Source organism: Desulfovirgula thermocuniculi DSM 16036 (genome assembly GCF_000429345.1).
In the GTDB taxonomy this organism is placed as follows: domain Bacteria; phylum Bacillota; class Desulfotomaculia; order Desulfotomaculales; family Desulfovirgulaceae; genus Desulfovirgula; species Desulfovirgula thermocuniculi.
In genome coordinates this window covers 12,721-33,659 of sequence record NZ_AUBR01000005.1, presented here as the reverse complement: position 1 = coordinate 33,659, position 20,939 = coordinate 12,721, and the positions used below count along the sequence as shown (strand labels likewise).

The following is a 20,939-nucleotide window of genomic DNA, read 5'->3' as shown; positions in this document are numbered from 1 at the left end:
TTCCACCTACCCGTACAACCCCAGCACGCGGCGCCGCAGCTGGCCGCAGGCGGCATCTATGTCCGCACCCAGCTCGCGGCGCATGGTTACTTTAACGCCAGCACGCTCCAATACCCTTTTGAAGACAGCCACCCGTTCAGGCGGAGAGGGGGCGACAAAAGGGCGATCCGGTACAGGGTTGGCCGGTATCAGGTTGACATGGCAGAGCAGCCCCCTGACAAGGTAAGCCAGCTCCCGGGCACAGGACACGCTGTCGTTTACGCCATCCAGGAGCACGTACTCAAAGGTAAGGCGCCTCCTGGTCAGCCGCACGTACTCCCGGCAGGCGGCCATTAATTCCTTTAAGGGATAGCGCCTGTTGACGGGCACCAGGCGGCTGCGCAGCTCGTCGTTGGGCGCATGAAGGGAAACGGCTAGAGTCAAGGGCAGGCGCCTTTCGGCCAGCCGCAAAATTCCCGGCACCACCCCGCAGGTGGAGATGGTGATGTGCCTCCAGCTGAGATGCAGTCCGTAGGGCGCGGTAAGGTGCTCCAGGAATACCATTACCTGCTCGTAATTTTCTAGGGGCTCCCCGGTGCCCATGAGCACCACATGGCTAACCCTTTCTCCGGCATCACGCTGGGCAACCATTACCTGGTCGTACATTTCCCCCGGCGAGAGGTTGCGTACCAGTCCCCCTATTGTGGAAGCACAAAAAAGGCAACCCATACGGCAGCCTACCTGGCTGGAAACGCAAACAGTACGCCCGTAACGGTGGCGCATGAAAACCGCCTCCACGGCCTGCCCGTCGCCCAGGCCAAGGAGGTACTTGACGGTATCTCCCCGGCGGGAAACCTGCTTCTGCCAGAGGGTTACCCCGGTGAGGGAAAACTGCTCTTTGAGCTCCGCACGCAGTTCCTTGGGGAGGTCCGTCATTTCCTCCCAGGAAAGGCACCCGCGCTGGAAAACCCAGCGGGCCACCTGCAGGGCGCGGTAGGGAGGTTCGTTCATGCGGACCAGGTAATCCTTTATTTGCGCCAGGGACAGGTCTTTAATGTTGCCCATTATCAAAACATGCGGCGTGCAGCATTTTTAAGTTTTATTATATCATACCCCTTTCAGGCCATATCCTTTTTTCGCAGGCGGGCCAAGAAAAAACCGTCCGTGCCGTGCCTGTGGGGTAAAAGCAACAGGTAGCCCTCCGTAAGGCTTCTTTCCCCGTGCAGTTCCGCGGGCAGGTAGGGGCGGAGATCTTCACAGGTAAATTCCGGGTGACGCGCTAAAAAAGCCTTTATCTGGGCGAGATTTTCTTCCTCCGTGAGCGTGCAGGTGCTGTATACTAGCACGCCGCCAGGCCTCACGCAAGGGGCTACGCCCTCTAAAAGCTCTTCCTGCAGCGCGGCCATACCGGCAATAGTTTCCTCCTTCTTGTGCCACCGGGCGTCAGGGCGCCGGCGCAGCACCCCCAGCCCGGAGCATGGGGCGTCAAGGAGCACAAAGTCGGCCCATTCCGGCCATCGCTCCCACGCCCGGCGGGCATCCGCCAGCGCGGTGCGCACGCAGGAAATACCCAGGCGGCGGCAGTTGTCTTCCACCAGCTTGAGCTTGCGGGGGTGCACATCCAGTGCGATTATTTCCCCTCTGTCCTGCATGAGCTGGGCGAGGTGGGTGGTCTTCCCTCCCGGCGCCGCCGCGGCATCCAGTACCCTTGCCCCGGAGCGCGGTGAGAGGGCGTGCCCCACCAGGATGGAACCCTCATCCTGAACCAGGAAAAGCCCCTCCTCAAAAGGGGGAAAGCCCCTCAGCGGCGGGGCGTGCTCCAGGACGGTAATGCCTTCCGGGGTAAGGGAGGTGGGTGCGGCCTGTACCCCTTCCGCGGCCAGACGCGCCAGGAGCGACGGGCGGTCGGTTTTCAGCGTGTTGGTGCGCAAGACGTATGGGGCCGGGCGGTTATTGGCCGCGCATAAGGCCATGGTTTCCTCCGCCCCGAAAGCCGCAACCCAACGCCGCACCACCCACTCCGGATGGGAGTATTTCAAGGCAATGTGGGCCACGGGATCCTCCTGCAGGCCGGGCCAGGATACCTGCCCTGCGCCGCGCACGAGACTGCGCAGCACGCCGTTTACAAACCCCGCCGCGCCGGGCCGCCCGTATTTCTTGGCCAGCTCCACCGCCTGGTGGCAGGCCGCGGATACGGGTATTTTATCCATGTACAGAATCTGGTAGGCCCCCAGCCTCAGGATATTCTTCAACCACGGATCCTGGGAGCTTAAAGGGTGGCGCGTAAAATGGTCCAGGTACCAGTCCAGCGTGTTCCGGCGGCGCAAGACCCCGTAGACCAGCTCGGTGGCCAGGGAGCGGTCCAGCCTGCCCAACCCGTGCCTCTCCAGCGCGCGGTCCAGGGCAATGTTGGCGTAGGCGCCGCCGGCATCAACCGCGTGGAGCACCTTTAAGGCCACCTCGCGCGCCGTGACCATATCAGCCCTCAGCTCTCCTGGCGCCCACCGGGAGGAAGCTAAAAATAGCCCCCTCCACCTGGGCCAGCGAAACGTTGGTGTTGAAGCAGGGCCCGTGGGGGCGTTCGTTAACCACCCCCAGCACGGGAATGGGGTTGGTGTCCAGGATGCCGCTGCTCAGATCGCGCTCGCAGGCGACGGCCACAATGGCCCGCGGCCGGAACATACGCACATACTTACGCGCTAGCGTGCCCCCCGTAGCCACCCCCATGTTAAAGCCGTACCTGTCCTTTAACGCCAGCAGTTCCCCGATGGCGCAGCGGCCACAACGCCGGCAGTTACCCACATGCACGGTAATTTTGTGGGGGCACTCGCTGCACTGCAGGCAGTGGGGCACCAGGAGGAGGAGTTCGTGGGGGAGCACTTTCACGCGGCGGGCACGCACCAACTGGTTGTTCACCTCGATGAAGGACCTCCTGATGTTGTCGGTACTTATTCCGAGAAGGCGCCCCAGGGCGAGAATTACGGGGAAAAAGGTGTTGATGGCCACCCTGGTGGGCGCCTGCAGGGGCTCGCAGGTCCGCGCGGCGGCAAGGGTCAGCACCATGCCCAAAAAGCCGCTTGCCGCAAGGAGGGCCACACATGCCAGAAGGGAAACGGCGAACCAGAAAATAATCCGGTGAGCCAGGGTGCGTGCGGGGACAAAAATCAGGTACCAGGTGGCCGCCACGAGCAAGACCACCAGCAAAAGGCTGCCGCCTAGAAGCGCCGGGAAGAGAAATTTAGACGGTTTCATGGCCAAAGCAACCCTCAACCCTTTTGCCCAGCACCGTGCCCTCCGGTATGGGCCTCCCCCGCAGGAAATCCTCTGCCGGCAGGCGCTTCCCGCCCTCCAGCTGGATTTCCAGCAGGGCCAGGCACCCCACGCCGGTAGCCACTACCAGCTCTTTGCGGGAGAGGACGACTTCCCCCGGCTGCGCCCTCGCGGGAGGGGGGAGGGGGCTTGCGGCGGCCCGCCACACCTTGAGTACCTTGCCCTCCAGCCAGGTGCGGGCCACGGGCCACGGGTTCAAGGCGCGTACCTGGTTGTAGAGGTCACGCGCCGGCCTCCGCCAGTCGATAAGCTCATCCTCCGGTGTCAGGGGAGGCGCATAGGTGGCCAGGCGGTGGTCCTGGGGGCGGGGAGCCAGGTCCCCCCGGGCCAGCAGGTCTAGTGTTTCCAGGAGCAACTCCGCTCCCTCGCGGGCCAGGCGGTCGTGAAGCTTACCGGCGGTATCCTCCTCATAAATGGGCACGCGCCGCTGCAACAAAATGCCGCCCGTGTCCAGGCCTTCATCCATAAGCATGGTGGTGACGCCCGTCTCTTTTTCCCCGTTCATAATTGCCCGCTGGATGGGCGCGGCGCCGCGGTAACGGGGCAGCAGCGAGGCATGAAGGTTAATGCACCCGTAGGGTGGCAGCCGCAAAATTGACGGGGGGAGGATCTGCCCGTAGGCCACTACCACCACCGCGTCGGGGGCCAGGCCCCGCACGAGGTCTACAAACCCCTCCTCTTTTACCCGCTGCGGCTGGAACACCGGCAGGCCCAAGGAAAGGGCCCGGACCTTTACCGGGGGAGGCTGCACCTTTTTCCCCCTGCCCCTGGGCCGGTCGGGCTGCGTAACAACCCCCACCACGCGGTGCGGCGAGCTGACCAGCACCTCCAGCGAAGGCAGGGCAAAATCAGGAGTACCCATAAAGACGACCTTCATTGGTTTGCATGCGCCCCTCGTCTATTCCCGGGACCTGGATCTGACGGGCTGGAGGCGGATGGCCCGGTCAATAAATAGTATGCCGTCGAGGTGATCTATCTCATGCTGCAGGGCCCGGGCCAGGAAGCCCCTGGCCTGGTACTCCACCCGGTGGCCCTGGCGGTTCAATCCTACCACCTTCACTTCCACCGCGCGGGGCACTTCCCCGACCAGGTGGGGGATGCTCAGGCACCCCTCGGTATCTACCTCCTCGCCCTGCGCCTCCACGATCTCCGGATTGATCAGCTCAATAAGCCCCTCGCCGACATCCACCACAATAACCCGCTTGGACACGCCAATTTGCGGCGCGGCAAGGCCCACGCCCCTGGCGCTGTACATGGTATCGCGCAGGTTGTCCAGGAGTTTTAAGACGTTGGGGGTAATCTTTGTTACCGGCCTGGCCTTTTCCCGGAGCACCGCATCCCCGTACTGGACAATCTTGAAAACGGCCAACTTTCATTTCACCCCTAGCCATCACATCATACTCTGGGGGGCCATGTCTACGGACACGCGCACTTTCCGAAAGAGGGCCATTTTCTCACAGCTTTTCAAGGCCGCCCCCACCACCTCCCGCAGGGCAGCCTGCTCACCGGCCTTTAGCACTAGGTGCCAGCGGTAGCGACCCTTGAGGCGCCCCAGGGGGGCCGGCGCAGGCCCCAGCACGTCCACACCCGCCTCCTGCGCGCGTATTTCCCGGGCAAGGATACCCGCCCCCTCGGCAACGCTATCCTCCCCGACACCCGTGACCAACAGGCGGCACAGGTAAGAGAAGGGGGGGTAGCCCAAGGTGCGGCGTACGGCCATTTCCTGGCGGTAAAAGGAAAGGTAGTCGTGGTCCCTGGCGCAGGTTATGGCGTAGTGGTGCGGTGTATAGGTCTGGATGATTACCTCCCCTTCCCTTTCCCCGCGGCCCGAGCGCCCGGCCACCTGGGTAAGGAGCTGGAAGGTCCTCTCGCTGGCCCGGAAATCGGGCAGGTAGAGGGAGACGTCGGCATTAACCACGCCCACGAGGGTCACTCCCGGTATGTCCAGCCCCTTGGCCACCATCTGGGTGCCGACGAGTATATCCGCCCTGCCGCGGCGAAAGCCGTCGATAATCTCGCGGTACGCCCTGCCCCTCCCCGCGCTGTCGCTGTCCAGGCGCAGGATGCCCGCCTGAGGGAAGAGCCTCTGGAGCTCTAGCTCGATCTTTTGCGTGCCCGTGCCCAGAAAAGCCAGGTAACGGCTACCGCAACCGGGACAAAGGGAGGGAGCCCGCACGTTAAAGGAACAGTAGTGGCAGCGCAGGCGCTGGCTGAGGTGGTAGGTTAAAGTGATGTCACACTGCGGGCACTTCAGCACCAGCCCGCATTCGCGGCACACCACCAGCGTGGAATGGCCCTTCCGGTTTAAAAAAAGGATTACCTGTTCCCGGCGGGCAAGGCGCTCCGCAATGGCCTCCTGGAGGCGCCGCGAGAGCACCCCCGGGTTTCCCTCCCGCATTTCCTGGCGCAAGTCCACCACGTGCACCTCAGGCAGCGGGCGCCCTCCCACGCGCCGGGTCAGCCGCAGCAGGCGGTAGGGCCCCCTGCCTCCGGCCTGCGCGTACGACTCCAGGGAAGGCGTGGCGCTGCCTAGCACCACCACCGCCCCGCTGTAGCCGGCCAGGCGCAGGGCCACGGTGCGGGCGTGGTAGCGCGGGCTCTCCTCCTGCTTGTAAGACGGCTCGTGCTCCTCGTCGATGACAATGAGGCCGGGATTCTCCAGGGGGGCAAAGACGGCAGAGCGGGCGCCCAGGACAACATTAGCCTTTCCGCTGCGCAGCCGCTGGTATTCCCCGTATCTCTCCCGCTGCGTCAGGCGGCTGTGCAGGAGGGCCACCTGGGCCCCAAAGCGGTTCTTGAAGATTTCCACCATCTGCGGCGTTAGGGCAATCTCGGGCACCAGCATCATGGCCTGCCTGCCGCGCTGCAGGGCCGCGGCAATGGCCTGCAGGTACACCTCCGTCTTGCCGCTCCCGGTTACACCGTGAAGCAAAAAAACCGCCCTTTCCTTCCTCTCCAAGGCGGTAACTATTTCCCTTACCGCCCTCTCCTGCTCTTCGTTGAGAACCGGCGGCCCTGCGCTCCCCACCAAAGGCCCTTCTTCTTCCTCCCACCAGCGGGGCGCCTGCTCCACCCGGCGCAACAGCCCCCTGGCCACCAGGGCGTCCACCACCGAGGGAGAAACTCCGGCCTTCCTGGCCAGCTCCGTGCGGGACAGCCCGGGGTGCTCCAGGGCCGCGCGCCAGGCGGCGGCACTCTTCGGCGCGCGGCGGGGGTCAGGTGCCTCCCGGTCGCCTTGCGGCAAGAGCACGTAAGTCCTCCCCGGAGGAGAGCCGTGCAGGAGCGGCCAGGCTATGGTGCGGATGGCTGCAGCCAGGGGGCACAGGTAGTAGGCGGCCATCCACCTGGCCAGGTTCAGCTGGTGAGGGGTCAGCAGCGGCCCCTCATCCAGGATGTCGGCAATATCCTTGAGGCCGGTACCTGCGGGCGCCGGGCCAAAGCCCACCACGTACCCCTCTACCTGGCGCCGGCCAAAAGGTACCATAACCCTGCTACCCACCTTTACCTTTCCTTCCAGGTGAGGAGGCACGTTATAATAAAATACCTTGTCCACCCGGCGCAGGGCCAGGGAGACCACTACCTCTGCGGCCAACCCTTATCTCTCCCCGTAGCTGATCTTCAGCCGCGGAGCGCATGCCGGAGGAGGCGGGGAGAGGGGCGGGGGGACACCCCTGCCCGGAGGCACCGCCGACTGGTGGCAGGGAGCATGGACCATGGTCACGCTGTTAAGGATCAGTTCTTCCTCGCACACCAGGTGGCCGGCGTGGTAATGGCGCCGGCGCACCTCCAGGCGGGGGATGTAGGCCGAAAATTCAGCCGGGACAACGTGCTTGGCGCGGCGGTTCATGCGCATCACCACGTCCCCGATCTTGATCTCGGCCTCGTCGACTTGGCACCATCCTGCTTCCCGACCGGGACCATGGAATAACATGGCATCACCCCCGGTATATTCTATTCACCCCTCCGCCCGGGTGGTTTTAAGGGTGCGAATTTCCCGCACGATGTCCAGGAGGCGGTGGGCCAGCTCCTCTTTGGGCATTAATGGCAGCGGCTGAACGCGCCCGTCGGGATAAAAAATTTTCACCTCGTTGGTATCCCAACCAAAGCCGGCACCGGGCCGTGTGACGTCGTTGGCCACGAGCAGGTCCAGGTTCTTTTTCTCCAGCTTTTCCCGGGCGTTTGCCTCAAGGTCTGCCGTTTCGGCCGCAAAGCCAACCAGCACCTGATGAGGCAACTTTTGCCGGCCCAGCTCAAAAAGGATATCCGGGTTTTTTTCCAGCTCCAGAATAAGGGTACCCTCTTTCTTCTTTATCTTCTGGGCGGCCACCACCCTGGGGCGGTAGTCCGCCACCGCGGCAGCCTTAATGACCACATCCTGGAGCGGGAAGCGGCTGACCACCTCCCGGTACATTTCCCGGGCCGTTTCCACGGAGACGAATTCCACTCCTTTGGGGGGCTTGAGGGCGGTGGGTGCGGAAACCAGGGTTACGGCGGCCCCCCGCCTGGCCGCCGCACGGGCCAGCGCGTAACCCATCTTGCCCGAGCTGCGGTTGGAGATAAAACGCACGGGATCCAGCGGCTCCCTGGTACCGCCAGCAGTAACCAGCACCTTAACGCCCCGGTAGTCCTTCTGCGGGGCCAGCAGGTCCGCGATGCGCTCCAGGATCTCTTCCGGCTCCGGCAGACGCCCGGGCCCCTGGGCCCCGCAGGCCAGGTGTCCGGCAGCCGGTTCCATAATGTGGTATCCCATTTCTCTCAGCCGCTGGAGGTTGGCGCGTACGGCGGGGTGCATGAGCATGGCTGTGTTCATGGCCGGGCAGAGGAGCACCGGGCAACGCAGGGCCAAGAGGAGGGTGCTCAAAAGGTCGTCGGCCAGGCCCCAGGCCAGCTTGGCGAGGAAGTTGGCCGTAGCCGGGGCGATTACGGCCAGATCCGCCTCGCTGGCCAGCCGGATGTGCGGGACGAAGTCCCCTCCCGGGGTATGAAAAAGGGAGGTGTGTACCGGCCTCCCTGTAAGAGCAGCAAAGGTAAGGGGGCGCACAAACTCCTGGGCGGCACGGGTCATCACCACGTCCACCAGGGCCCCGCGACGGCTCAGGGCACTGGCCAGCTCGCAGGCTTTATAAGCGGCAATGCCCCCCGTCACTCCCAGGATGATGCGCTTTCCTCCCAGCACGGCTTATCCCCCTTCCCTACTTTAACCCGTGCTTGGTGCGCCGGTAGGATACCTCTCCCCGAGCTACTTCGTGAAGGGCTTGCGTCACCGGCTTAACGGCCGAACCGGCCTCCTGCTTGCCGTTTTGCTTGTTCCTCTCTTCGGTAAGCATCCTGGCCCTCTTAGCTACCAGCACAACCAGGGTGTAGCGGCTGTCCACCTTTTCCATGAGTTCGTCCAGCGAAGGCTGGTTCATCGTCCACCCCCCCTTACAAGCCCCAGCTTTCATCCAACTGGACGCGCTGGGGGCGGCATTTTTCCGCGGTTATGATGGCCTGGATGGTAGCAACCGCTTCCTCCACCCGCCGGTTGATAACCACGTAATCGTAGCGGTAAAGGGACTGTAGCTCGGTGGAGGCCCAGCGCAACCGCCGCCTTATTTCTTCCGCCGAGTCTGTGCCGCGACCTGTGAGGCGTTCCACCAATGCCGCCCGGGAAGGGGGTAAAAGAAAAATCAGTACCGCCTCGGGAAACTTTTCTTTAACCTGCAAACCTCCCTGCACGTCGATTTCCAGAAGCACGTCGTAACCCTCCTGGAGGGCTTCCTCCACCGCCTTGCGGGGCGTACCGTAGTAGTTGCCGTATACTTCTGCCCACTCCAGGAGTTCCCCGGCTTTAATCATCTCCTGAAACCTTTCACGGGTGACAAAGAAATAATTAACCCCGTCCACTTCCCCAGCACGGGGCTTCCTGGTGGTAGCAGAAACGGAAAGGCGGATGTTGGGTTCCTTTTCCACCAGGGCACGGCACACCGTACCCTTTCCAGCCCCTGAAGGCCCGGATAAGACCAGCAACACTCCCTTCGCCTTCATGGCTACCTCTCACTCGGAAGGCTCCTCCGCCTGGGGTGGCGGGCTCTCCCTGTTTACCAGGCGGTGGGCTACGGTTTCCGGCTGTACGGCGGAAAGAATAACGTGATCGCTGTCGGTAATAATGACCGCCCGCGTGCGCCGCCCATAGGTGGCATCCACCAGCTTGCCTCGATCCCGGGCTTCGTTGATGATGCGCTTTATGGGGGCTGATTCAGGGCTCACAATGGCCACAATGCGGTTGGCGGAAACGATATTCCCGAAGCCAATGTTTATCAGTTTAATATCCACCAGATTTTCCCCCTTACCGCGGGATCACTCAGGTGGGTTACTCCACGTTTTGCACCTGCTCCCGCAACTTCTCCAGCTCGCTCTTCACTTCCACCACCAGGCGGCTTATTTCCAGGTCGGGGGCTTTGGCAGCTATGGTATTTATTTCACGGAACATTTCCTGCAGTAAAAAATCGAGCTTCCTGCCTACCGGGCCCTCGCTTTCCAGGAACCCCCGGAACTGGGAGATATGGCTTTCCAGGCGGACGATTTCCTCGTTTATGTTCGAGCGCTCGGCAAAAATGGCCACTTCCGCAGCCAGGCGCCCCGGGTCCAGGGGGACATCCGCCAGCCACTCCTTGACCCTCTGGCTCAAGCGCTGGTAGTAATCCAGCGCCACCTGCGGCGCCCTGGCCTTTATGCGCGCCGCCAGCTCTGCCACCCTCTCCAGGCGCTGCAAGAGGTCGGCCTTTAAGCGAGCGCCTTCCGCCACGCGCATTTCCACCAGACCGTCCAGCGCCTGCTCGAGGGCATCCCTGACGTAAGGCCACCATGCCTGGGGGTCCTCAGCAGGCTCGTCCACCACCAGGACTCCGGGCAGGTGAATTAAATGCGGCAAGGCTACCTGGTCCTGCAGTCCAAGCGCTACCTTCAACTCTTCCATTGCCTTATAATACGCGGCAGCCAGTGCTTTGTCAACTTTGACAAGCGCCCTTCTTCCTTCGGCGTTCTCCAGCGCAAAGTAGCCGTCCACCCTTCCCCGGGAGATGCGCGCCTGGATGATGCGCCTGATCTGGTCCTCCAGAGCCACCATGTGGCGGGGGAGGCGCAGGTGCACCTCACAGAAGCGGTGGTTGACGGACTTCAGCTCCACCACGAACCTGCGCTCCGGGCTGGAAGCCTCCCCGCGCCCGTAGCCGGTCATGCTTTTTAGCAACTGCATCTGCCTCCTGCCTCAAAAGACTTTTACTGCACCTGCCGGAGGACCTCTTCCATGCGGTCAAGCCCTTCCACAATATCCTCCATGGATGTGGCGTAGGAAAGTCGCAGGTAACGGTCGTCGCCAAAGGCCACGCCGGGAACCACCGCCACCTGTGCCTCCTCGAGCAGGATGCGGGCCAGGTCGCCGGAGCCCCTGATTGGCTGGCCCTTGTACGAGCGCCCGATAAGCGCGGCTACGGAGGGGAAGAGGTAAAAGGCCCCCTGGGGCTTGAGGCAGGAAATACCGGGCATGGCATTGAGCCGCTCCCACATGTAGTCCCGCCGGCGCCTGAACTCGCCGACCATCTGCTGCAAAGGCTCCTGGGACCCGCAGAGGGCGGCAACGCTGGCCGCCTGGGCGATGGAGGTGGGGTTGGAAGTGGTGTGGCTCTGAAAGTCCACCATGGCCTTGGCCACGGCAACAGGAGCCGCAGCGTAGCCAATGCGCCACCCGGTCATGGCGTAGGCCTTGGAAACCCCGTTAATGACCACCGTGCGCTCCTTGAGATCCGAGCTGAGGGACGCTATGCTCACGTGCTGGCACCCGTCGTAGACCAGCTTTTCGTAGATCTCATCGGAAATGACGATCAGGTTATTTTTCTCGATAACCTCACCCAGGCTCTGCAACTCCTCCCGCGTGTAAACGGCACCGGTGGGGTTGCCGGGGGAGTTGATGATCACCATGCGCGTGCGGCGGGTAACAGCCGATAACAGCTCCTCGGCGGTGAGCTTGAAGCCGTTTTCCGGCCTCGTCTGCACAAGGATGGGCACGGCTCCGGCCAGCTTGATTTGCTCCAGGTAGCTGACCCAGTAGGGCAGGGGGAGGATCACCTCATCGCCGGGCTCCAGCAGCACCTGCATGGCGTTGTAAAGGGAGTGTTTGGCCCCTGCGGAAACCACGATTTGCTCCGGCTGGTAATCCAGCCCGTTTTCATCCTTCAGCTTGCGGCAAATGGCCTTTCTTAATTCCGGCGTGCCCCCAACCGGCGTGTACTTGGTCATGCCCCTTTCCAGGGCCGCTACAGCCGCTTCCTTGATGTGCGGCGGGGTATCGAAATCCGGCTCGCCGGCGCTAAAGTTAAAGACCTTGACGCCCGAGGCTACCAGCTCCTTGGCCCGCGCATCAATGGCCAGGGTAGGCGAGGGGTTGATTTCTCTGGCTCTCCTGGCAATCCTCATGACCATTTCCCCTTTTCTTTCAAAAGCGTACCGGGCCCACGTTCTTCTTAAGGCGCTCCATCGCTTCCCTTAACCGCCCGGTGTCCACGGTCAGCGACATGCGAAAATATCCTTCACCGCGAGGACCATACCCGTTACCCGGGGTTACCACCACTCCTGCCTTTTCCAGGACCATCTCGGCAAAAGACTCGCTTGTATAACCGGGGGGCACGGGAGCCCATACATAGAAGGTAGCGCGGGGCTTTTCCAGCTTCCAGCCCAGCGAGTTTAGGGCCTCCACCAGGATGTCCCTGCGTTCCCGGTAAACGGCGCAAACGCGCTCCACAACTTCATAGGGGCCCTTTAGCCCCGCCATGGCCGCATACTGAATGGCCTGAAACTGACCCGAGTCCAGGTTAGATTTCAGGCGCGCAAGGGCTTCCACGGCCTCCGCACAGCCGGCCGCCCACCCTATCCGCCAGCCCGTCATGTTAAAGGGCTTGGAGGCGGAGTTAAATTCGATGCCCACTTCTTTGGCCCCCGGGACTTCCAGAAAGCTCGGCGCCCGGTAGCCGTCGAAGGTAACCTCCGAGTACGCAGCATCATGGCATACGAGGATGTTGAACTCGCGGGCAAAGGCTACCACCTCGGCAAAGAAGGCCCTATCCGCCACCGCCCCCGTGGGGTTGTTGGGGTAGTTGAGGAACATCATCTTGGCGCGCCGGGCCACTGCGGTGGGGATGGCGCTCAGGTCCGGGAGGTAACCTCTTTTTTCCTCAAGGGGCATGTAATAGGGCTCGGCGCCGGCCAGGATGGCGCCGCCCGCATATACGGGGTAACCGGGGTCGGGCACCAGCACCACATCGCCCGGGTCGAGGTAGCACCAGGAGATGTGGGCTATACCCTCCTTGGAACCAATTAAGGCCACCACTTCCGTGCGCGGGTCCAGCTGCACGCCAAAGCGGCGGGCGTACCAGTCGGCCACCGCCTGCCGGTAGGCGAGCATTCCCGCCGAGGAAGGATACTGGTGGTTGGCCGGGTTTTGCGCTTCCTTGATCAGCTCCGCCACAATGTGCTCCGGCGTGGGCTGGTCGGGATCGCCAATGCCCAGGCTGATGATATCCATGCCGGCAGCCCTCTTTTCTTCGATGAGTTTTTCAATGCGGGCAAAAAGGTAAGGCGGCAGGCTCTTTAAACGCTTGGCTTGTTCAAAACGCAAACCCAAAACCCCCTCACGTCATGGTTTACGGGCACGGAATCTGGCCGCAGAAAACCTCTTCCGCGGGACCGGTCATGTAGACGCGGTTGTCCTCGGCCCATTCCACCAGCAGGGCGCCTCCCGGCAGGCTGACCTCCACCCTGCGCCCGGTCAGGTTGTTCACCACCCCCGCCACCACCACCGCGCATGCCCCCGTGCCGCAGGCCAGGGTGGAACCCGCTCCCCGTTCCCAGACCCTTACCATGACCGCCTCACGGCTCAACACCTGCGCGAACTCCACATTGGTCCGGCGCGGGAAAAGGGGGTGGTTTTCTAATTTCGGCCCCCACCTTGCCAGGTCCACCCCTTCCACGTCCGGCACGAAAACCACACAGTGGGGGTTGCCCATGGAAACAGCCGTCACGTAAAAAGTCTGGCCCTCCAGCACCAGCGGCTCGCCGACGGCTGCACCGGGAGGACCGATCATAGGGATTTCCTTTCTTTCCAGGCGGGGGGGCCCCATATCCACCCGCACCGCCTCCACCCGCCCTCCCCTGACCAGCAGCTGGGGTACCATAATTCCGGCCCCGGTCTCAATGGAAAGGACTTCTTTTTTCATGCCGGCCCGCTCGTAAAGGTACCTGGCCACGCAGCGGATGGCGTTGCCGCACATCTCGGCCTCGCTGCCGTCGGGGTTGAAAATCTGCATACGCGCATCGGCAGCGGAACTGGGCAAGATCAACACCAGCCCGTCGCCGCCAATGCCGAAATGGCGGTGGCAGAGCCGCCGCGCCACGCCGGGCAGGTCCTGCCACGCCGGCGGCCACTCCTGGTGCAAGAGGTCGAAGAGGATGAAATCGTTGCCCAGGCCGTGAACCTTAAAAAAACTCAGCAACCCTAAACCTCCCCTAAAATTATTTCCTGCACCTAAAGCGTAAAATTTTTTTCGTGCTCTAAAACCTTTTTTCCTGCAAAAAAATTAAAAATCCATTGGGCAGGGGACAATTGTCGCCCCCGCCCTTAAACGCGCAGGTAGGTAACCTTCTCCCGCACTTTTACCTGCAGGTGATGGAAAAAAGTGCCCAGCAGGGAAGGGGCCAAGGCAAAGGGAACGATGATCCCCCAGTGCCCCGCTTCCAGGGAGACGGTGCGGAAAACGGGCTGCAGAAAAGGGAAATAGGTGACCGCCACCTGCAAGAGCAGCGAACACAGCACCGCCGCCACCAGGTGGGGGTTGGAGAACAACCCCACTTCCCAGACGGCATGGTGTTCCGAGCGGCAGGTAAAGACAAAGAACAGCTGGGAGAGAACCAGAGTGTTGAAGGCCGCCGTGCGGGCCAGGTCCAGGTTGGACGGGTTCCCCGCATAGAAGCCGGCAAAAACCAGAAGGGTGCCCAGCCCAATGGCCGCGCCGCTACCGAGAATGCGCCAGGCCAAGCCGTGGGCAAATATGCTTTCCCGCGGGTCACGGGGCGGCCTGGCCATGAGGTCCCTTTCCGGGGGGTCCAGGCCCAGGGCCATGGCCGGCAGGCCGTCCGTCACCAGGTTCATCCAGAGAATCTGGATGGGCAAAAGGGGCAGGGGCAGGCCGGCCAGCACGGCCAGGAGCATGACCAGCACTTCCCCCACGTTGCAGGAGAGCAGGTAGCGGATGAACTTGCGGATGTTGTCGTAAATGCCCCTCCCTTCCTCTACCGCCGCCACGATGGTGGCAAAGTTATCGTCGGCGAGAATCATGGAGGAAGCTTCCTTGGCCACATCGGTTCCCGTTAAGCCCATGGCAATGCCAATATCGGCCTCTTTGATGGCCGGGGCGTCGTTGATGCCGTCGCCGGTCATGGCCACCACATGGCCGGCCTTCTTCAGCGCCCGCACAATGCGCAGCTTGTGGCGCGGCGAAACGCGGGCGTAAACGGCCACCTTACCCACCACCCGGCCCAGTTCTTCGTCGTCCATCTGGTCCAGCTCGGTCCCCTTTAGGATGCGCCCCTCCCTTTCCAGGAGCCCCAGTTCCCTGGCCACCGCCCTTGCCGTGAGGTAGTGGTCCCCGGTAATCATCACCACCTTTATGCCCGCCTGGCGGCAGCGCCGCACGGCTGCCACCGCCGCCGGGCGCGGGGGGTCGACGATCCCGGCAAGCCCTGCAAAAACCAGCTCCCTCTCCACCTCCTCTTCGGCAAGCACCTGCCCCCCTGAGGGGAGCCTGCGCCAGGCCAGCGCCAGCACCCTTAACGCATCGGAAGCCATGGCCGCATTACGTCTCAGTATTTCCCTCCGGTCCTGTTCGCTCAGGCGCACCACTCGACCGCGGACCATCTGGTGGGAGCAAAGCTCCAGCACCACGTCCGGCGCGCCCTTTACATAGGCGACCAGGCTACCGTCCCCCTGGCGGTAAACCACGGACATGCGCTTGCGCTCGGCATCAAAGGGGAATTCTGCAACCCGGCGCTCCTCTTTCTCCAGGACTTCCCTCCACACCCCCCCTTTGGCGGCCATCACCAGCAAGGCCCCCTCGGTGGGATCCCCGCCGACCGACCAGAGGAGTGCTTCGCGGCAGGCCAGGCCGCGCCAGAGCCCCTTCACGCCAACCTCGCCGCGTTGCAAGGAGGCATTATTGCAGAGGGCGGCCACCTTTAAAAACCAATAAAGATCCTGGGAGTGAAGGGGTTGGGAGGGCATGATCTCACCCTTAGGGTCGTACCCCTCGCCTGAGATTTCTACAGGAACGCTGCCGATCAGCGCGCGGCGCACCGTCATCACGTTTTGGGTCAGCGTGCCGGTCTTGTCGGAGCAAATTACCGTCGCGCAGCCCAGCGTCTCCACCGCCTGCAGCCTGCGGATAATGGCCTGGCGGCGGATCATGCGCTGCACACCGAGGGCCAGCACCACCGTGACAATGGCCGGGAGGCCTTCGGGGATGGCGGCTACGGCCAGGCTTACCCCTGCCAGGAACATCTGGTAGGCAGGCTCGCCGCGGTAAATGCCCGAGGCCACCACCAGGGCGCAGATAAAAAGGCAAAAGGCCACCAGCCACCGGCCCAGCTGCTCCAGGCGGCGCTGCAGGGGGGTTTCCTCGCTGCCCGCTTCTTTTATCAGGGTGGCAATGCGGCCCATTTCCGTCGCCATACCCGTGGCGACCACTATCCCCTTGCCACGGCCCCGCGTCACCACCGTTCCCATGTAGGCCATGTTGCGCGCATCCCCGGGAGTAACCCTACCGGCAATTGTCTCTACGATTTTTCCAACCGGGCGAGACTCCCCGGTCAGGGCGGACTCCTCCACTTCCAGGTTGGACACTTCCACCAACCTCAGGTCCGCCGGCACCCTGTCACCGGCTTCTATGAGCACCAGGTCTCCCGGAACAAGGCTTGCGGCGCCAATCCTCTTTTCCGCACCCTCCCTGATCACCCTGGCCTCGGGAGCCGCCATTTCCCTCAAGAGCTCCATGGAGCGCTCGGCGCGGTACTCCTGCAGGCAGCCCAGGAAGGCATTTAAGAGCACGATGACAATAATGGTCACGGCGTCGGCGTACTCACCCAGCAGCCCGGACACAACCGTTGCCCCCAGCAAAACCAAAACCATGAAGTCCTTCAACTGCTTGGAGAACAGCTGCCACAAGCCAGGCCGCGGCGGCTTTTGCAGCTCGTTGGGCCCAAAGCGCTTTAACCTTTCCCTTGCCTCCCCTTCCGTCAAGCCCCTCACCGGGTGCGTGCCCAGCAGCCCGGCCACCTCTTCCACCGCCAGGGAATGCCATTGCTCCGGCAACACCTATCACCCCTACCGCTGGATGTTTGTCCCCTAAAAAAATATGCCGCCCTCCTGGTAGAAATAACCGTGCCTTGAGGAGGACAGCCGGAGGTGGTAAACTCTCCTTGTAGCCATCAAACAGCGGGAGTGGTAAGGGACATGCCCTTTGACGGCCTGGTAATGGCCGCCGTGCGCCGGGAACTGGAAAGGGAAATTACGGGGGGGCGCATCGAGCGCATCTACCAGCCCTCGCCCCTGGAGGTACTCATGGTCATCCACTGCCAGGGGAACAAGCAGCGCCTCCTGCTCTCCGCCCACCCCCAAAACGCCCGTGTGCACCTCACTGCCAGGGCCAGGGAAAACCCCCTTTCACCGCCCCTTTTCTGCATGGTGCTGCGCAAGCACCTGGAGGGTGGGCGTATCCAGGAGGTTTCCCAGCCGGGCCTGGAAAGAGTCCTCACCATCCGCATCCAGGGATGGGATGAACTGGGAGAGCCCGCGCCGCGGGAACTTATCTGCGAAGTCATGGGACGCCACAGCAACATCCTCCTCATCGATCCCGGCTCGAACCGCATCATTGATGCCGTAAAGCGCTACACCCACGCCGTAAGCCGCCACCGGGAGGTCCTCCCCGGGCGGGAGTACGTTCCCCCGCCCGCGCCGCCAAAGCTCGACCCCCTGGAGGCCGGGGAAGAAAGCTTTTACCGTTGCCTGCTCAAAGGCTCCCTGGATATGCCTGCCGCCCACGCCCTCCAGCAGTGCCTCCACGGGATCAGCCTGCCCACGGCGCGGGAGATAGTCTACCGGGCCGGGTTCCCCGTGGATATCGCCCTGGAACACTGCGGTGCGTACGAGCTCTCCAGGCTGTGGCTCACGGCCAGACAGGTAACCCTGCAGGTTCTTTGTGGGGAGCTTTCTCCCTCCCTCCTGCTTGACGGCGAGGGAAACCCGGTGGAGGTGGCAGCCCTTGAGCTGACCCACCTGCAGCCTGCGTCCAGCCGCCACGGCTCCATGAACCTGCTGCTTGATTTGTTTTACGGGGCCGTTGAGGAAAGGGAAGAGCGGGCGAGGCTTTGTCAGTCCCTCATGGCGGTGGTAAAGCGGGAAACCAAGCGCCTCCGGGAGGTCATCTCCCTTCAGGAGGAAAGGGTGGCTGCCGCCGCCGCTGCCGACCGGTACAGGATGTACGGCGAACTGCTCATGGCCAACCTCCACCGCCTCTCAAGAGGGTTAAAGGAAGCGGAAGTGGAAAATCTCTACGACCCCGAGGGAAAGCCGCTTACCATTCCCCTCGATCCCGCCCTGTCCCCCCTGGAAAACGCCCAGGCCTACTTTAAAAAATACGCCAAGGCCAAGCAGGCCGTGGAGGAAGCCCAAAAAAGGCTTGCCGCCTGTGCCCTCGAGCTGGAATACCTGCTGGGGGTGGAAACGGCCATAAACTTCGCCGCCACCAGGGAAGAGCTGGCCGAAATCCGCCAGGAGCTGGAAGAACAGGGATATATAAAACCGGCAGGAAAAGAAAAGGAAAAGAAAAGGGAGCAGGCCGGGCCGCAGCCCCTGGTCTTCACCTCCAGCGACGGGTTCACCATCCTGGTGGGGAAAAACAACAAGCAAAACGACTACCTGCTTACCCGCCTGGCCAGGGGAGAGGACCTCTGGCTTCATGCCCAGGGCGTGCCGGGTTCTCACGTTATCGTCCGCGCCCAGGGCCGGCAGGTGCCGGAAACCACCCTGCTGGAGGCTGCTTCCCTGGCCGCGTACTACAGCCGCTCCCGCCAGTCCCCCAAGGTGGCGGTGGATTACACGTCCGTCAAAAACGTGCGCAAGCCCCGGGGGGCCCGCCCGGGTTACGTCACCTATACGGGCCAGCGCACCCTTTTGGTTAAACCGCAACCCTTAAACCCGCCGCCGCAATCATCTCCAGGTCCCGGCGGATCTCCTGACCGCGGGTAGTAAGGTAATTGCCCACCATAAGCCCGTTTGCGGCCACCACGAGGGCCTCCGCCTGCCTTTCTCCCAGCCCCGGCTCGCGTCCGCCGCATAACCGAAAAACCCCCTCGGGTATGATCAGGCGAAAGAGGGCCAGCGTCTTGAGGATCTCCTCCCTGGGCAGGGGCTTTTGGCCGGCTAGCGGTGTTCCGGGGATGGGGTTTAAAATGTTTACCGGCACCGACCTCACCTTCAACTCCCGCAGCTCAAAGACCATCTCCAAGCGGTGGTCCATGCTTTCTCCCAGGCCGATGATCCCTCCGGAGCACACGTTTAACCCTGCGGCCCGGGCCGCCCGGATGGTCGCCACCCTCTCTTCAAAGGTGTGGGTGGTGCATACTTGGGGGAAATAGCTCCTGCCGGTCTCAAGGTTGTGGTGGTAGGTGGTCACCCCCACTTCCCTCAAACGCCGGGCCTTATCTTCATCGATGATGCCTAAAGACGCGCACAGCTCAAGACCGGTTTCGGCCCGCAGCGCGCGGTAAATTTCCAGCACCCGCGCGAAATCCCTTTCCCCAATGCCCCTGCCGCTGGTAACCAGGGCAAAGCGCTTTACCCCCGCGGCTTCCATGCGCCGCGCCTTTTCCAGGACCTTCTCCGGCCCAATGAGAGGGTATACTTCCACCCCGGTTTGGTAGCGGGAGGACTGGGCGCAAAAGCGGCAGTCTTCACTGCACAGCCCTGAACGGGCGTTGATAATGGCGCAAAGTTCCACTTCCTTGCCGCAGAAGCGCTCCCGCACCTGGCGGGAAAGTTCCAGCAACTCCCCCAGTCTTTCCAACGGCCAACCGGCCAGCTCCCGGGCCTCTTCGCAGGATAGACCTTCACCGGAAAGCACTTTTTCCCTGATGGCACGCATAGATTTAACCCCCTCCCCCGCTTACCTGCCGGTTACCGCCGCTATGGATTCATAGGTAATTTCCAGCACCCGCTGCAACTCTTCGCAAGACATGGAGAGCACGGGCATGAGCACGATCACATTGCCCAAGGGGCGGATGACCAGTCCCCGCCGACGAGCTTCCAAAATAACCCGGTGACCTATTTGTTCTCTCATGGGGTAGGGCTCCTTTGTGCTTTTATCGACCACCAGCTCAATGCCCACCATCATTCCCCGCTGGCGGATGTCCCCCACGTGGGGCAATTGCCAAAACTTCTCCAGGCCGCGCCGTAAAAGCTCTATCTTGGTTTGCAAAGCGGCCAGTAGGTTTGTTTTTTCTAACAGCTCAATATTGGCCAGTGCAGCTACACAGGCTAAAGGGTTGCCCGTATAGGTGTGCCCGTGGTAAAAGGCCTTACACTCTTCCGGCTCTCCTAAGAAAGCCTCGTAAATTTCATCGGTGGCTAAGGTGGCAGCTAGGGGAAGGTAGCCTCCGGTGATACCTTTAGCCAGGCACATTAAATCAGGGGCCACCTCTTCATGCTCGCAGGCAAAGAGCCGCCCCGTGCGGCCAAAGCCAACAGCCACCTCGTCAGCTATGAGCAGGATGTTGTACCTGGTGCACAGTTCCCTTACCCGGCGCAAAAACCCATCGGGAGCCGTAATCATCCCGGCCGCCCCTTGTACTAAGGGTTCAATGATCAGGGCAGCAACCTCCTCGCAGTGCCCGGCCATTAACTCTTCCAGTTGGTCCAGGCAGGCCATGTGACAGCTTTCCCTTATAAGGCCTAGGGAGCAGCGGTAGCAGTAAGGAGCAGGGGCATGCAGGCACTCAAAAAGCAGGGGTTTAAAAATGCCGTGAAAAAGGGGTATTCCGCCTACGCTTACCGAGCCAATGGTATCACCGTGGTAGGCGTTAACCAGGGAGATGAACTTGGTCTTGTTGCGGTATCGTCCCCCGTCTTTTTGCTGCCAGTATTGAAAGGCCATTTTCAAGGCTATTTCCACGGCTGTGGCCCCGTTGTCGGAATAAAACACCTTGTTTAAACCAGGTGGGGTAATTTCCACCAGTTTCTTTGCCAGCAAGATAGAGGGGACATTGGCAATACCCAGCAAGGTTGAATGGGCAATGCGGTCCAGTTGCTCCCTGATGGCCTGGTTTAATTCCGGGTGGCAGTGGCCGTGCACGGTCACCCAAAGGGAGGAGATCCCATCCAGGTAGCGGTTGCCTTCCACGTCAATTAAGTAACTGCCTTCACCCCGGTCAATGATGAGCGGTTTTTCCCGGAGGTATTGGCGCATCTGGGTAAAGGGATGCCAAACGTACTGCTTGTCCCACTGTTCTAAGAGGGAGGGATCATATTTAACCAATGTTGGGCACCTCCA

General features: G+C 62.1%; 19 protein-coding genes. 1 reads left to right on the top strand and 18 read right to left on the bottom strand.

What is annotated here, in order from left to right:
- Positions 1-6: 6 nt before the first annotated feature.
- The 16 genes from rlmN to G454_RS0101810 form a co-directional block, all read right to left on the bottom strand.
- Entirely contained in the window at positions 7-1,044 is a 1,038-nt protein-coding gene (gene rlmN / locus G454_RS0101885) for a dual-specificity RNA methyltransferase RlmN (protein WP_027717227.1), read from the bottom strand.
- Between the two features lie 53 nt (positions 1,045-1,097).
- The gene (gene rsmB / locus G454_RS0101880) at positions 1,098-2,456 is read right to left on the bottom strand and encodes a 16S rRNA (cytosine(967)-C(5))-methyltransferase RsmB (RefSeq protein WP_027717226.1); all 1,359 of its coding nucleotides are present in this window, start codon (positions 2,454-2,456) and stop codon (positions 1,098-1,100) included.
- 1 nt (position 2,457) lies between these two features.
- Positions 2,458-3,231, bottom strand: coding sequence for a DUF116 domain-containing protein (locus G454_RS0101875; RefSeq protein WP_027717225.1), 774 nt, complete (start codon positions 3,229-3,231; stop codon positions 2,458-2,460).
- Positions 3,218-4,186, bottom strand: coding sequence for a methionyl-tRNA formyltransferase (gene fmt / locus G454_RS0101870; protein WP_027717224.1), 969 nt, complete (start codon positions 4,184-4,186; stop codon positions 3,218-3,220). Before fmt ends, G454_RS0101875 begins: the two co-directional genes overlap by 14 nt.
- A 21-nt stretch (positions 4,187-4,207) precedes the next feature.
- Positions 4,208-4,678: a peptide deformylase gene (gene def, locus G454_RS0101865; protein ID WP_027717223.1), complete on the bottom strand. Its 471-nt coding sequence runs from the start codon at positions 4,676-4,678 to the stop codon at positions 4,208-4,210.
- 21 nt (positions 4,679-4,699) lie between these two features.
- Positions 4,700-6,901 carry a replication restart helicase PriA gene (gene priA / locus G454_RS0101860; RefSeq protein WP_027717222.1) on the bottom strand — a complete coding sequence of 734 codons (2,202 nt, stop codon included), beginning with the start codon at positions 6,899-6,901 and terminating at the stop codon, positions 4,700-4,702.
- Between the two features lie 3 nt (positions 6,902-6,904).
- Entirely contained in the window at positions 6,905-7,240 is a 336-nt protein-coding gene (locus G454_RS20180) for a hypothetical protein (protein WP_027717221.1), read from the bottom strand.
- Between the two features lie 24 nt (positions 7,241-7,264).
- Positions 7,265-8,485 (bottom strand): bifunctional phosphopantothenoylcysteine decarboxylase/phosphopantothenate--cysteine ligase CoaBC, encoded by a 1,221-nt coding sequence (gene coaBC, locus G454_RS0101850; protein WP_027717220.1) that lies wholly within the window; start codon positions 8,483-8,485, stop codon positions 7,265-7,267.
- 16 nt (positions 8,486-8,501) lie between these two features.
- Positions 8,502-8,720, bottom strand: coding sequence for a DNA-directed RNA polymerase subunit omega (gene rpoZ / locus G454_RS0101845; RefSeq protein WP_027717219.1), 219 nt, complete (start codon positions 8,718-8,720; stop codon positions 8,502-8,504).
- 13 nt (positions 8,721-8,733) lie between these two features.
- Positions 8,734-9,336 (bottom strand): guanylate kinase, encoded by a 603-nt coding sequence (gene gmk / locus G454_RS0101840; protein WP_027717218.1) that lies wholly within the window; start codon positions 9,334-9,336, stop codon positions 8,734-8,736.
- Between the two features lie 9 nt (positions 9,337-9,345).
- Positions 9,346-9,624: an extracellular matrix/biofilm regulator RemA gene (gene remA / locus G454_RS0101835; protein ID WP_027717217.1), complete on the bottom strand. Its 279-nt coding sequence runs from the start codon at positions 9,622-9,624 to the stop codon at positions 9,346-9,348.
- A 37-nt stretch (positions 9,625-9,661) separates the two neighbouring features.
- Entirely contained in the window at positions 9,662-10,546 is an 885-nt protein-coding gene (locus G454_RS0101830; protein ID WP_211229899.1) for a YicC/YloC family endoribonuclease, read from the bottom strand.
- A gap of 23 nt (positions 10,547-10,569) precedes the next feature.
- Positions 10,570-11,763 (bottom strand): pyridoxal phosphate-dependent aminotransferase, encoded by a 1,194-nt coding sequence (locus tag G454_RS0101825; protein WP_027717215.1) that lies wholly within the window; start codon positions 11,761-11,763, stop codon positions 10,570-10,572.
- Between the two features lie 19 nt (positions 11,764-11,782).
- The gene (locus G454_RS0101820; protein ID WP_027717214.1) at positions 11,783-12,961 is read right to left on the bottom strand and encodes an LL-diaminopimelate aminotransferase; all 1,179 of its coding nucleotides are present in this window, start codon (positions 12,959-12,961) and stop codon (positions 11,783-11,785) included.
- A gap of 25 nt (positions 12,962-12,986) precedes the next feature.
- Positions 12,987-13,835, bottom strand: a complete 849-nt coding sequence (dapF, locus tag G454_RS0101815) for a diaminopimelate epimerase (RefSeq protein WP_425387424.1) — start codon at positions 13,833-13,835, stop codon at positions 12,987-12,989.
- Between the two features lie 125 nt (positions 13,836-13,960).
- On the bottom strand, positions 13,961-16,705 hold the full coding sequence (locus G454_RS0101810) for a cation-translocating P-type ATPase (RefSeq protein WP_027717212.1): 2,745 nt from the start codon (positions 16,703-16,705) through the stop codon (positions 13,961-13,963).
- A 129-nt stretch (positions 16,706-16,834) separates the two neighbouring features.
- Between G454_RS0101810 and G454_RS17270 the strand changes: the two genes are divergently transcribed.
- A complete protein-coding gene (locus G454_RS17270) occupies positions 16,835-18,640 on the top strand; it encodes an Rqc2 family fibronectin-binding protein (protein ID WP_211229897.1) in 1,806 nt (601 codons plus the stop codon).
- Here the strand turns inward: G454_RS17270 and bioB are convergent.
- Positions 18,570-19,535, bottom strand: coding sequence for a biotin synthase BioB (gene bioB, locus G454_RS0101800; RefSeq protein ID WP_027717211.1), 966 nt, complete (start codon positions 19,533-19,535; stop codon positions 18,570-18,572). The genes G454_RS17270 and bioB overlap by 71 nt on opposite strands.
- Before the next feature lie 21 nt (positions 19,536-19,556).
- A complete protein-coding gene (gene bioA / locus G454_RS0101795) occupies positions 19,557-20,924 on the bottom strand; it encodes an adenosylmethionine--8-amino-7-oxononanoate transaminase (RefSeq protein WP_027717210.1) in 1,368 nt (455 codons plus the stop codon).
- Positions 20,925-20,939: the final 15 nt, after the last annotated feature.